Below are 13,056 nucleotides of genomic sequence, written 5' to 3'. Positions count from 1 at the left end.
TGACGGAAATTCATTCCTGTATTTTTAGAGAAATGCCGCCCTGGACAGCTTGAATATTTTATGCAATAGGTACCCTATGGATGCGAAGTTTATTGATCTATTCGCTGGCTGCGGCGGCTTATCGTTAGGACTCGAGAAAGCAGGCTTGACCGGGCTTTTTGCCGTCGAAGCGCATCCAGATGCCTTTAAAACATATGAGTGTAATCTACTCGACAATATTAAATCGAGACATCTTTGGCCTAATTGGCTGGAGAAGCGAGCATGGTTCGCTGAAAAGCTTTTTGATAAGTACACTAGCGAGCTAGAACTATTGAGGGGAAAGATTGATCTCATTGCTGGTGGCCCACCATGTCAAGGCTTCAGTATGAATGGGCGACGTCGACCAGATGATCCCCGAAGTAGTATGGTAAATGTTTATCTTAAATACGTAGAATTAATACGCCCAAGACTGGTTTTGCTCGAGAATGTTGTAGGTTTTCAGTCTATGAAACATTCGGATGGTGGAACCTATAGCGATTTTGTATGTAAAGAACTTCGCAAATTTGGCTACGATGTTTGGCACGAAGTACTCTTCGCGTCGAAATGGGGCGTACCTCAGCGTCGTCCGCGCTTTGTACTCATCGCCGCTCAAAAAGGAATGCTTGAAGGAATAAATCCTTTCGAGAGACTGAAGGTTGCTCGAAAAAGTTTTTTAGAAGAAAGGCTCCTCAGCGAAAAAGGCACGAGCCTTAAAGATGCGATCTCAGATTTTGATGACGAAGATGAGACCCCAATATTAGATAAAGAGTGGGGGCATAGGGGCTTTTATGCTTTGAAACGTAGCAACGATATTAAAAGCAATTACCAGCAATTGATGAGATCAGGTTCTGTTACTGAGACCGGCGATTTAAGATTGCCTCGTCATAGGGAAGGCACCGTTAAACGAATGAACGAAATGCTAGATAGTTGTGATAAAGGGTCTGCTATTTCCCCAGAAACTAGAGCCAAATATGGTTTGAAAAAAAGATCAATAACACCATTAGATCCAAATTCACCTTGTCCAACTATTGGTACATTACCGGACGATTTCATACATTATTCAAAGCCGCGTACTATGACGGTAAGAGAACACGCACGTGTGCAGTCATTCCCCGATTGGTTTCTGTTTCAGGGACCATATACAACTGGAGGACAACGAAGACAGACGGACTGCCCCCGTTATACTCAGGTTGGTAATGCCGTGCCTCCATTGCTCGCAGAGGCGCTGGGTGAAATGCTGATTGGTTTATTAAGGGACGCCAACGATCCTCACCATCTCTCTGAAAGCGTCAATATGATCGGCAAAGGACTGACGGATGGCAGCGAAGTCTTGGATCGTAATTTCATCGCTGCCTTTTAAACTCCACCCATTTGGGCCTTCAATTTCTATCGCATGCCCCAGCGTGTTTCTTGTTGAAAGAACATTATTAGTATACTTAGCACTTTGGTTGCGCAATTCTTTCAGTCTTTCGACCATTTCTTGATTAACGTTAAAGTCGGCTGGTGTTTTCGTGACTTCTTTTGTTAGGCGCCGAAAATGTCCAAATATTTTCGAGCTATCCACCGATCTAGTTCTAAATCGATCTTCTATACTCCCATCAGCAGCTACATTGTATAATTCTATACATTCAGTAAGTGATGATATTACAGATTCATCTAATTCAGTAGTTTTATCAGAGCAAGTCTTATTAGTTGCGGATAAGTGCAGAATAGCAGATTTCATGAGTTCATCGCACTCCGCCACAACACGCATCGCCAAACCTCTCATCCCAGATAGTCTGTTTAATGCCATTGCTGTTTGATCAATTAGATTACCTGTCCGTTGTATAAATCTTGATCTATGGCTGCAGTAAACACCTTCAACTTGCTTTTCAGCGATTTTTTTCCGCAATTCTTCTTCATCAACACTACCTGAATAAAACAAAATATTAGTAGATGGGAAAAGTCTTCTAATTGTTGGCGCGAGATCATCACCACTCACGTCTTTTAGCTTAAAGTCTAAAAGGATTAAATCGAATTTATGGAATAGCACGTGAGTACGGCTTAATTCGGCTAAATCATTACCATTAGGGGTTGTTGCGATTTTTGCGATAAATCCGCACTCTTTAACTCGTCGCTTTAAAGCTTCTTCTTCTTCATTACTAAAGGAGTCTTCTATCCATAAAATGCCAAAATCAAGATTCATGTACTTCCCCCTTGAGTGTTATTTCGAAATCGGCACGAGATCCGTCGCCTACCAGTTCGATCGTGCCTTCCATTATCTCTAGAAGCCGTCTGGCGTTGTATAAGCCCAAGCCAGTTCCCTGTCGCGATCCGGTATAGCCACGCTCAAAGATCATGGATGGATCTACCTTTCGGTCATCAATACCGGCGCCATCGTCAGTCACAACTATAGTTAAAGAATTTGGGCTTTTAGGTTTGACTAGAAACTCTACTTTTGTAGCACGAGCTTTTCTCGCGTTATCAATTAGGTTGTCGATTAAGACGGATATATCTACTGGTGAAAACTCTCGGATGAGCGATGTGCCATTTGCAGAAAAAATCGCTTCGGGCATGTCTGGGACACCAGATAATCGTACTTCAAAATATTCTTTCAGAAACTTAACAAGATCGCCTTGAACGACATCAGTGTCTAAGTCCACTCTAATATTGGGGGCGAAAGACAACACTGATTTTAATCTATCTCCTGACAAGCTGGCGCCAGCCAGTGAAGATGATATGCGTCTGGCTGATTGACGAATTGAAGCTAAAACATCGTCGAAGTCGTCCGGTAATATCTCATCAGATTCAATTTCAGCAGAAAGCTGTAATAAGCGGATTTCGTGAGCAGCATTTGCCAATGCAGAGCGGATATGGCCGACATGAATTGTAGCTTGGTGCATTAGGAGTTGCACCCTATCGATATCGATGTCGAGGCTGCTTCCGAGGAATGCTGCTCGCTGTTCCAGCCGCTCTATACGCGCGTCAGTGCGCAGCCGTTCTTCTAATGCTCGCCTGGCCTCTTTTTGTGCCTCTTCGCGCGATTGTTTTAATTCTTCAATTCGTCTACGTGCTTGTTCTACCTGCTTAAGAAGCTCAGAATCTCCTCGATTAGCAGCTAAATCTGCCATCACCTTTAGAGAATCATCTGTGAGTTGATCCGGGTTCTCAGATACCCGGACAATATCTTCATCATAGTAGATAATTCTAATATCTTTGGATTTTGCCATCGATCCGACGAGAGCTTGAATGCGTTCACGCGCTCGATCCGTCTCTAATCCCTCAGACGTGTCTCTGTTTCCATCCGCTTTATCCTTCCAGTTGACGCCGACTACATATCTTTCGAGACGTAAAATCATATGTTTCGTGATAGCGTCGAATAGATCGCGGCTGTGTGCATCTTCAATGAGGCCAGCATCTCGGCTGGATACTTCACGAAACATTTTTGCGCGAGCAGTAATATCGACCCGACCCAAAACATCACGTGTACCGAGATATCTCGCTTGTCCTTGTTGTTTACGTCTATTTAAACCGAAGCTATCATCAAATTCTTCACCGATGGGAAAAACACGAAAACCATTTAAAAACAGAAAAACACTGCCGAATTCTACTGGTCTGACACCCATGCGATTAGTGAATGTATGCTTAGCAGATCTGTTTAAATAATAAATCTGTCCTTCAACCTTAGCCCCCTTTAGGTCTACATAGGGTGACGGTTCCTTGATTTCATAAATTTTACGACCTCTATCGTAGAGATTAGTTGTTATTTCTTCATCGTCAATGCATACATGAATTCTGCTTGTTTTATCTTTTAGTAGGTCTGCAATGGCATTACCTACAAGTCCATCAACATTATCTATTAAATATTTTCCACCATCAACTAACCAGGTAGAAACTGAAACATTTTTGGTGGTTCCAAATGGATCAATTAGTTTGGCAAGATCTCTTCTCAGTTTAGAAATAGCTTCTCTGTCCCAGACATGCCGCGTATTTTTTATAACCAACACAGTACCATTGGAAACCGGTTCATCAGCATAAACAAGCGTCGGGAAACTACTCTTACTACTAATATCTACTTTTATTTGATGAAATTCTTCTAGGCTATCTGTTTCAAACTGAGTCCAGTCGACATTTAGATGACTTACCACAGTCGACGTCTCTGTCTTTGTATAAAGATCTAAGCGAGTCCCCAGTGTGTCGCAGGCAAATCTCCCAATCCCTTTGCTTCCAGCAAACTGACCGCCTGATTTAATTTTATCACGATAGCTCACTGATGAAGTTTGAGCTTTCTCTGAATAGGCTACAAATAGCCATTTCTCGATAATATCCTTCTCAGACATTCCGTGGCCATCATCGGAAATCGATATCGTATCTTTTTGAGGATCAAATTCAATGTCCACTTTTGATGCGCCGGCATCAAATGAGTTCTTAACGAGCTCAAAGATCGCAACAAACTCGTTGGTCACGAGTTCTCGCCCGATAATATCTTTGAGATGTGAGCTTACCCGAAATGATTCTTTTTTACCCATGGAGGAATAAATATATTTGTTCTAAATTATTTTAAAGCAGAATTTATTTCTTTGAACGTAGGTAATTAGTTGGGTGTCTTTCGGAGTGGGGTGAAGATTATTCATTCATGATCCTAACTTTCATAAACCGAGGATAATCACAAAGTTGTATAAATCTTGCATATTGAAAATGAGAAACTTTGCATCACCGGCATTTATTAGATGAATGTATTGGACATACTTATGGTCCAATTAATATGTCGCTCTTTGCTTAAGCTTATTTTTTTAGGACGTTTGATAAATTAATGTAAGTCTATCTGTGGTGAAATTTAGGTCGTATAATGCGCAACATGTCGAGCCACATACATCCAAAAGGCTTCGGTCGCCTTTCCTGACTATGCGTGATGTGACCCGTGAGAATCGAACCCTGCGGCGGATTTTCTTTTGGTTTAAACTATATTAAATGCTTAGCCTGACGATAATAGACGGATATTAAACCGGATACAGAAGCAACAATGGTAAAATTAAAGCTATATAAAACAATATTTTAGACGAATAAGACTTAAGACACCCCCTCCGCCATTTTTCTATTGAAATTAAATAGTTAAGTAGATTCAATCATTGCACATTGGTTTCTGAAGCACGTTCCCGCGACGATATTTCATAAAGAGCCCTGTTAGGGCATGTTGAAGCTTTCATAAGCATGCTATCGGATGTCACAGGTTTTTCTGCGCAAAGCCATCAAATGCCTTCAGAAAGACCCCAAGGAATTTGGCGGCATCTGGAACCAGACTACCTTTATTATCTAAAGCATTTCTGGTTTAAGTTGAATCAATAAAAATGCTCTATCATTTTGTTTTTACACACATCTTCTTTCGAAAACTGGTTCCCACTTTTTGGGATGCGCTTAGAAGCTTATCAACCTGCGCCAGATAAGCCTCAAGCTGTTGGAAGGTCGGCATATCAAGACAAACGAGTGACTGCCGCCAATGATGATTGGCACCAAAATCAGAAATATTGCCTAGCGAGGAACTAATGATCGCGGCAGGCTGACCCACCGATCATCAACACGGGCTACGCCACGTGGCTTGTTGGGCAGTAAAGCGAAATATTGACCATTTGTGATCGGCTAATTCGTAGCGTCTGCGTGCCATCAGAAGGCTCATAAATCCACGAAAGATGAACCGCAGTCACCTGAAAATTCAAAGTAGTTTATGAGTTCACGACCTAACTGCTCAAGTTCCCTGAGCCACCTCTAATACCAGTATCGAACAGCCAGCGATGGAACTAACGCAGGTCAGTCACGTTCTTCTTGGGTATCTGGGGTAACTTCGCTCGATTTTCTGCAGCTGTCGTTCCTGTCAAGACTGAGACGTGACAGAAAATGACGAGATCGCAATATCTACAACAACGTTCTGGATATAATAGCTACCGCTTACTTGGTGTTGTCCATTTTAAGCGGTGAACCTTAAAAGGTAGGTGCAGTAATGGTGCAACAATCGTATACTCATCAATTATCAGTATCCTCATTTAGCTCGGTTCTTCTGGGAGCTATCATAGCAGCGGCGATTGCTATTTCTTTTTCGGCACTGAGCTTCGCCCTCGGATTTGGAACCATAGATGTCTATAGTGACAACCCTCTAGCGGGCATTGCAACGGCAGTTGGAATCCCATCGGTAATTGGTATCGCTCTGGGAATCTCCGTTGGCGCGTTTGTTGCAGGACGCTTGGCCGGTGGCGCTGGATATTCTCACGGCCTCGCCACATGGGCATCTCTTTTGATTCTGGCGGTTTCAGCTGGTGCAATTGCAGCCAACGGGGCAGTACGCACGACGGGCAACGTCGTCGGTGCCGTAATTACAAGCGCTGGGTCGGCTGTCGGCGGCGTCGCGCAAGGTGCAGGGTCCGCAATTGGCGGTGGAATGAGCGCTCTGAATACGGATGTTCTGGGAGATATTGATTGGAATGCCAAATCGCAAGAAATCCAACAAACTCTGAGAAACACTCGTATCGACGGGCTACAACCCGAACAGATTGAAGAAACTTTCAAAGCGGCTGCTCAGGATATCAAAGATGCAGCTCGTTCAATTGCAATTAATCCTGCAAAAATCGATGAGATTCTGGGTAATCTTTCCAATAAACTAACGGAGCGAGCAGCAAGTAGCACTGCTGAATTTGATCGCAACGATGCTGTCACTGCCCTGGTGAATAACGGTTGGCAACAGTCAGAAGCCGAACAGGCTGTTGATAATGCAAAGCGGTTGATTGATCAGTCTCGTGACGCCGCCCAACAGGGAATTGAAAGAGCCAAGCAGACTGTCGCTCAAATCCAGCAGGCCAGCGAAGATTTGAAAAATAAATCACGTGAGGTCGCCGACGCAGCCGCTGCCGCTGCCAGCGCAGCTGCGTGGTGGACGTTTATCGCAGCCTTAGTTGGTGCACTCGTCTCGGCCTTTGCCGGCCGTGCTGGTGTTCGAAGCCGCACAAAGTTGGATATTGCATTGTAGATTACTATAGAACTACGTGAGGGTGGTCTGTTGGCCACCCCCACTTTACTTTGAAACAACACCAGAGCTCGTCTGCTATTACGTGGAATACTGGGCAAATACCCATAACGGCTTAAACTGGGTTTCGTGAGCAAAGGTTGACACGAGTTTTGAGTATTAATTCAACGCTGCCTTTTGGAGACAGTGTTGGGCAAGCAGATTGTCTTTTCAGACGAAGAATGGTTTATCATTGGCATGCTGTTGCCGCCTGAGCACGGTCGCAGTTGTCGCCCCGCACAGGATAATCGGTTGTATTTTGAAGGAATGATGTGGATTGCCCGGACAGGTTGGCAGTGGCGGCATCTCCCGGACGAGTACGGCAAGTGGAACAGCGTTTTCCGCCGATATCGGCGCTGGGCTACAACTGGCATGTTTGATGCGATGCCACCTGTGAAGAGCTGTCGAAAGCTGCAATTGAGGCCGTCATCCCGGCTAGGAGCAATCGCAGAAATCCCATTGAGCATGACCGCAAAACATAACGACTGCGAAATCTCGTTGAGCGCTATTCCATAAGCTCGAGAATTGGCGACGTGTCGCCATACGATATGACAAAACCGAGGTATCTTACCTCGTCTCAGTCCTACACTGGATACCATTTGTCCACTAAACCTAATCATTGTGCTGCAGTTGCGGTGCCAATGATATGAGGTTTGTCCGGTTCACCCCAGTCAAAGCCGATGGAGTTCATGCTATCAGGCAAAAATACTCGAAAACGGACAATTGATCAGAGCGCATAATGAGGAGTAACGGCTTGCTCTTGGAGTTAAAGATCAACCCATGAAAATTCATTTGTTTTTTTAGAGCGAGATACGTCAGATGCTAACGAAATTGATACTTTAATCAGTCATATTGCGAGTAATCCCAAGGACTTGTGAGGAATAATCTTGGGATTTTTGGGAGGACTTTATGAAGATTACTGCGCTGGAAACCGTGCGCGTGGCTGAGCGCGCCAACCTGCTTTGGGTTCTTGTCCATACGGACGAAGGTATTACCGGGCTTGGCGAAACATTTTTCGGGGCAGAAACGGTCGAAGCCTACATACATGAATATGTTGCGCCAAGGGTGATTGGCCGTGATCCTTTGGAAATAGATCTGTTGGCATCGGATCTTGTTGGGTATGTCGGGTTTCGCTCGTCAGGCGCGGAAGTGCGTGGAAACTCGGCTTTCGATATTGCGTTGTGGGATATTTTCGGCAAAGCCACCAACCAACCGATAGCGCAGCTGCTCGGTGGTTTTTCGCGACGGGAAATCCGCACTTACAATACCTGTGCGGGCACTGAGTATATCAAGAAAGCGACTGGTCAGACTACAGGCAACTACGGCCTTTCAACCGGTCGCGATTACGATGATCTCAACGGCTTTTTGCACCGTGCAGATGAATTGGCCCACTCTCTCCTTGAAGACGGCATCACGGCTATGAAAATCTGGCCGTTCGATGCCGCCGCAGAAAAGACGAGGGGACAATATATCTCCCCATCGGATATGAAAGCGGCGCTTGAACCGTTCGAAAAGATTCGTAGCGCGGTTGGTGATCGTATTGATATTATGGTGGAGTTTCACTCCATGTGGCAGCTGCTGCCGGCCATGCAGATCGCAAAGGCGCTGACGCCTTATGGTACGTTCTGGCATGAAGACCCGATTAAAATGGACAGCCTTTCCAGCCTTAAGCGCTATGCGGAAGTCTCACCTGCGCCAATTTCCGCATCTGAAACGCTAGCCTCCCGGTGGGGTTTTCGCGATTATCTTGAAACCGGCGTTGCTGGAATTGTCATGCTGGATATTTCCTGGTGTGGAGGATTGTCAGAGGCAAGAAAAATTGCGTCAATGGCAGAAGCATGGCACCTGCCTGTTGCTCCACACGATTGCACAGGTCCGGTGGTTTTGTGTGCCTCGACCCACCTTTCGCTGAATGCGCCGAACGCGCTTGTGCAAGAGAGTGTCCGCGCCTTTTATCGTACCTGGTATCGTGATCTTGTCACGGCTCTTCCTGAAGTGAAGAATGGTATGATTACGGTTCCTCCTGGTCCCGGTCTCGGCATGGAGTTGAACCCGGAGCTGGACAAGGCATTCACCGTGAGCCGCCGGATTTCAGATGTAACCTCGATATGATGTCGGGCTTTAGCGAACAGTTCTGATCGGAGGCTCTATGTCTGCCACCACGCAACAGCAGCACAGCCATAGTGCAGTTCCGGCAATCGCCGGACCAGCACTTATGCTTGTCGGAATGCTGATGTTTTCGTTAAACGATGCAATGGGTAAATGGCTTGTTGCCAGTTACAGCGTGGGTCAGGTCATTCTGATCCGCAGCATTGCAGCGCTTGTCATTCTGGCCCCTTTTCTTTGGCGGGCTGGATTACAACCCATTATAAAGGCGGAAAAGCCACTTCTGCAGGCCGCGCGTGTCTTCTTTTCCACCTTTGAGGTCTTTGCGTTCTACTATGCCGTCATGTATCTGCCGTTGGCTGATGTCATGACCTATTGGCTGGCAGCACCGATCTATGTGGCGGCTGCATCACCTTTTCTGCTCGGTGAGCAAGTTGGCTGGCGCCGATGGACTGCCATCGGCATTGGATTTGTGGGGGTTATTATTGCGCTCAATCCTTCCAGCGCCATGTTTACGGCTCCGGCAATCATCTCGATCCTTGGGACGATAGCCTTTGCGTTCATGATGATATCGGGTCGCAGTCTGCGCGGGACGCCAGACAAGACACTCGTTTTCTTTCAGTTGATGGGGGCGCTGATTGCGGGTGTCATTTTTGCGCCGCTGGATTGGCGACCACTTGGCGCACCGATGGAGATCGGGCTTATGCTTCTTTTGGGTATCGTCGCGATGGGTGCTCATATGTTCGTCAACCGTGCACTGAAAATTTCCGATGCGGCGACTGTAGCACCGCTACAATATACGCTTTTGCTGTGGGCTGTGCTTTTTGGCTGGATGTTCTTCGGAGATATTCCGAAGGCGAGCATGGTGATCGGTGCAGTATTGATCGTTGGATCGGGGTTATTTATTTTCTTCCGCGAACAGCGAGTGAAACGAGGAGCGTAAATGGTTGGGCAATCGTCCCGTCCATAAATACTCTCGAAAAAAAGCCCGCGGTGAGAGATCACCGCGGGCTTTCTTGTGCATTTGAACTGAGACTTACTTGCGCAGATCGGCAAGGATACTCTGAGCGCGTTCTACGATATCAGCACCGATATCAGCTTTATGCTTCTCGTAAATTATCTGAGACTTTTCGAGAATACGCGCCTGTTCTTCTGGCGTAATCGTGTTGAACTTCACGCCAGCCGCTTCGATTTTTTCCAGTGACTTCTTGTTGAGTTCCACAATTACCTTGCGCTCTACATCGCGGCCAACTGCTGCGCAATCCTTCAAAGCAGCCTGTTCTTCAGGAGAATAGGTGTTGAAAATAGGCTTAGAGAACAAGAAGAGGAACGGTGTGTAAGCGTGCTTGGTTTCCGAAACATAAGCCTGCACTTCATAGAATTTTGAAGTGTCGATGGTCACGTAAGGGTTTTCCTGAGCGTCGATCGCTTTTGTTTCGAGCGCTGAGAAAATTTCACCAAATGCCATTGGTGTCGCATTGGCACCAAAGTTCTTGAACGTATCGAGGAAGATATTGTTCTGCATCACGCGAACCTTCATCCCTTCAAGATCTTCCCATTTGTTGATGGGGTGCTTGGAGTTGGACAGGTTGCGGAAACCGTTTTCCCAATAAGCCAGATTAACCAGACCGGCTGCATCGAGCTTCTCATTCAGCAGGTCGCCAAATTCACCGTCCATGACGGCGTAAGCTTCGTCTGAATTGGCAAACAGGAACGGAAGATCGAATACGCCAAGTGCCGGAACAATGCCAACGAGAGGCGAGGAGGATGTGACTACAGCTTCCTGAACACCGGAACGCAGTGCCTGAGTTGCCTGAAGGTCACCGCCCAAAGCGCCGCCCCAAAATGCCGTAAGCTTCAGATTGCCGTCCGACTTTTCATCAAGACACGCCTGCATAGCCTTGATGCCATCACCCACCGGATGATCCGCATTGATGCCATTGGAGACGCGGATGTTGCGGCTCTTGAACTCAGCCTGTGCTGGAGCGACTGCAAAAGTTGCTACAGCAGAAACCAGTGCTGTTGTTGCGATTAGGAATTTTCTCATGAGTATCCTCCCAGAGTTTGAGAAAGTAAAAGAATACCAGTGGCTCAATAGAGCCAGCTGGCAGGAACAAGAACGAGGTCAGGGAACAGAACCAAAAGGAACAGTACAAAAACCTCGGCAAGCAGGAATGGCAAAACGCCCTTTATGACGCGACCAAGTGGAACGCGGCCAACACCTGAAACCACATTGAGCACAACTCCGACTGGTGGTGTGAGAAGGCCGATAGATGTGTTCATTATGAAGAGTACGCCGAAGTAGACAGGGTCAATACCTGCCTTCTGAATGATCGGCATAAGCACGGGCGTTAAGATCAGGATTGTTGGTGTCAGATCAAGCGCTGTGCCAACGACCAGAACCAGAAGCATGATGACGAAGAGCAACAAAGTCGGTCGATCAATCAGTGGCTCGATGTAGTTGCTGATCTCGGCTGGAATGTTTGCGGCTGTAATAAGCCAGGCCGACACGAGTGCAGCACAGACGAGGAACATAACGACAGAAGTTGTTTTTGCGGCTCGAAGGAACACGTGGCCAAGATCTGTAATCTTGAGTTCGCGGTAAATGAACATACCGACGAAAAGCGCATACATTGCAGCAACGACGGCTGCTTCTGTAGGGGTCACGATGCCAGCTTTGATACCGCCAAGGATGATGACAGGCATGCCCAGCGCCCAGGCAGCGCGACCACTGGCTTTCAGACGCTCTTTGCCTGAAACACGTGGAAGAGTTTCAACTTTGTCCTTACGAACTACAAACAGCCAGGTGATGATAAGCGAGGTGCCCATCAGAATGCCGGGAAACACACCAGCCATAAACAGTTTGGTTATGGAGACGTTAGCTGCGACACCGAAGACGATAAAAGCCATCGATGGTGGAATGACCGGCGCAATAATGCCGCCTGCAGCGATAAGACCTGCAGAGCGTGGAACATTATAACCTGCTTTGGCCATCATCGGGATGAGGATCGCAGCCAACGCTGCCGTGTCCGCAGCAGCAGAGCCGGAGATCGACGCCATGATGATGGCTGCGAAAATAGCAACGATGCCAAGTCCACCACGAATATGACCGACACAGGCGATTGCGAAATCAATAATACGGCGGGACAGCCCACCGGAGTTCATCAACTCACCAGCCAGAATGAAGAAGGGGATGGCCAGCAATGTGAAGGTATCTGCGCCTGCAATCATGTTCTGCGCAATGATTTGCGAATTGAACATGTCCATGTGCCACATAAGCGCGACACCACAGACCATCAGCGCAAAAGCGACCGGAACCCCAATGGCCATAGCGCCGACGAGCGATCCAATGAATACGAGAAGAGTCATCAGGCACGCTCCGAAAGCTGTTCAATGTTTGCATGTTCGCCAGCGAAGGCTGAAATCTCATCCTCGGTGACGCGACCCGTCACAATGCGAAACAATCTTTCAAGCGAGATCAGGAAAATACCGGCACCAGTAAACAGTCCGATACCGTAAACCCAGCCCATTGAAAGGCCACTTACGGGCGCAACCATTGAGGAGTTGATCGGCAGCTGTTGCCACGTGCCCAGAAACAGGATTGCGGAAACACACATAATAACAAAATTTGAAACGCCCATCAGGACAAGCCGCCCCTTGCGTCCGAAGCGGGAAACCACCGTTTCCACACCCATGTGCAAGTTTTCACGGTGAGCAACGACAGCGCCAATAAAAGTCAGCCAGACGAAAAAATATCGGGACATTTCATCGGAAATGGCAATGCCTGAATTCATACCGTAACGAAGGATGACATTGACGAATACCATCAGCGCCATGCTGGCTAAGGATAAAATCATAAGCAGCGCCAGAAAGCGGAAAAACAGGTCGATCAGCTTCTGAAT

Annotated in this window: 10 protein-coding genes; 5 read left to right on the top strand and 5 right to left on the bottom strand. The window is 46.9% G+C overall.

What is annotated here, in order from left to right; all coding sequences use genetic code 11:
- Positions 1 to 76 precede the first annotated feature (76 nt).
- Positions 77 to 1,378, top strand: a complete 1,302-nt coding sequence (locus CEV32_RS06505) for a DNA cytosine methyltransferase (protein WP_094575332.1) — start codon at positions 77 to 79, stop codon at positions 1,376 to 1,378.
- Here CEV32_RS06505 and CEV32_RS06500 read toward each other — a convergent pair.
- On the bottom strand, positions 1,268 to 2,203 hold the full coding sequence (locus CEV32_RS06500) for a response regulator (protein WP_094575330.1): 936 nt from the start codon (positions 2,201 to 2,203) through the stop codon (positions 1,268 to 1,270). The genes CEV32_RS06505 and CEV32_RS06500 overlap by 111 nt on opposite strands.
- Entirely contained in the window at positions 2,193 to 4,463 is a 2,271-nt protein-coding gene (locus CEV32_RS06495; protein ID WP_235818744.1) for a sensor histidine kinase, read from the bottom strand. The genes CEV32_RS06500 and CEV32_RS06495 overlap by 11 nt, the downstream gene beginning before the upstream one ends.
- Positions 4,464 to 5,992: 1,529 nt before the next feature.
- Here CEV32_RS06495 and CEV32_RS06485 point away from each other — a divergent pair.
- The 4 genes from CEV32_RS06485 to CEV32_RS06470 all read left to right on the top strand — a co-directional run bounded on the left by CEV32_RS06485 (position 5,993) and on the right by CEV32_RS06470 (position 10,097).
- A complete protein-coding gene (locus CEV32_RS06485; protein WP_094575327.1) occupies positions 5,993 to 7,012 on the top strand; it encodes a TIGR04086 family membrane protein in 1,020 nt (339 codons plus the stop codon).
- Between the two features lie 183 nt (positions 7,013 to 7,195).
- The gene (locus tag CEV32_RS24090) at positions 7,196 to 7,564 is read left to right on the top strand and encodes a transposase (protein ID WP_374883306.1); all 369 of its coding nucleotides are present in this window, start codon (positions 7,196 to 7,198) and stop codon (positions 7,562 to 7,564) included.
- A gap of 393 nt (positions 7,565 to 7,957) precedes the next feature.
- Positions 7,958 to 9,160: a mandelate racemase/muconate lactonizing enzyme family protein gene (locus tag CEV32_RS06475; RefSeq protein ID WP_094575323.1), complete on the top strand. Its 1,203-nt coding sequence runs from the start codon at positions 7,958 to 7,960 to the stop codon at positions 9,158 to 9,160.
- Between the two features lie 37 nt (positions 9,161 to 9,197).
- Positions 9,198 to 10,097 (top strand): DMT family transporter, encoded by a 900-nt coding sequence (locus tag CEV32_RS06470; RefSeq protein WP_208620811.1) that lies wholly within the window; start codon positions 9,198 to 9,200, stop codon positions 10,095 to 10,097.
- A 93-nt stretch (positions 10,098 to 10,190) separates the two neighbouring features.
- Here the strand turns inward: CEV32_RS06470 and CEV32_RS06465 are convergent, their stop codons facing one another.
- Genes CEV32_RS06465 through CEV32_RS06455 form a run of 3 tightly spaced genes read right to left on the bottom strand, consistent with a single transcriptional unit; the run spans position 10,191 to position 13,056 of the window.
- Positions 10,191 to 11,201 (bottom strand): TRAP transporter substrate-binding protein, encoded by a 1,011-nt coding sequence (locus tag CEV32_RS06465; RefSeq protein WP_094575321.1) that lies wholly within the window; start codon positions 11,199 to 11,201, stop codon positions 10,191 to 10,193.
- Between the two features lie 44 nt (positions 11,202 to 11,245).
- Complete coding sequence (locus CEV32_RS06460; RefSeq protein WP_094575319.1) at positions 11,246 to 12,523, bottom strand: TRAP transporter large permease; 1,278 nt, start codon at positions 12,521 to 12,523, stop codon at positions 11,246 to 11,248.
- On the bottom strand, positions 12,523 to 13,056 hold the full coding sequence (locus CEV32_RS06455) for a TRAP transporter small permease (RefSeq protein WP_094575440.1): 534 nt from the start codon (positions 13,054 to 13,056) through the stop codon (positions 12,523 to 12,525). The genes CEV32_RS06460 and CEV32_RS06455 overlap by 1 nt, the downstream gene beginning before the upstream one ends.

This window comes from Brucella rhizosphaerae (assembly GCF_002252475.1).
Classification (GTDB): Bacteria; Pseudomonadota; Alphaproteobacteria; order Rhizobiales; family Rhizobiaceae; genus Brucella; species Brucella rhizosphaerae.
This window is presented reverse-complemented; position numbering and strand designations above follow the sequence as displayed.

What these genes read in the sequence shown, in the direction of transcription:
- CEV32_RS06505 (WP_094575332.1), top strand. Translation starts at nt 77, where the DNA reads ATGGATGCGAAGTTTATTGATCTATTCGCTGGCTGCGGCGGCTTATCG.
- CEV32_RS06500 (WP_094575330.1), bottom strand. Translation starts at nt 2,203, where the DNA reads ATGAATCTTGATTTTGGCATTTTATGGATAGAAGACTCCTTTAGTAAT.
- CEV32_RS06485 (WP_094575327.1), top strand. Translation starts at nt 5,993, where the DNA reads ATGGTGCAACAATCGTATACTCATCAATTATCAGTATCCTCATTTAGC.
- CEV32_RS06475 (WP_094575323.1), top strand. Translation starts at nt 7,958, where the DNA reads ATGAAGATTACTGCGCTGGAAACCGTGCGCGTGGCTGAGCGCGCCAAC.
- CEV32_RS06470 (WP_208620811.1), top strand. Translation starts at nt 9,198, where the DNA reads ATGTCTGCCACCACGCAACAGCAGCACAGCCATAGTGCAGTTCCGGCA.
- CEV32_RS06465 (WP_094575321.1), bottom strand. Translation starts at nt 11,201, where the DNA reads ATGAGAAAATTCCTAATCGCAACAACAGCACTGGTTTCTGCTGTAGCA.
- CEV32_RS06460 (WP_094575319.1), bottom strand. Translation starts at nt 12,523, where the DNA reads ATGACTCTTCTCGTATTCATTGGATCGCTCGTCGGCGCTATGGCCATT.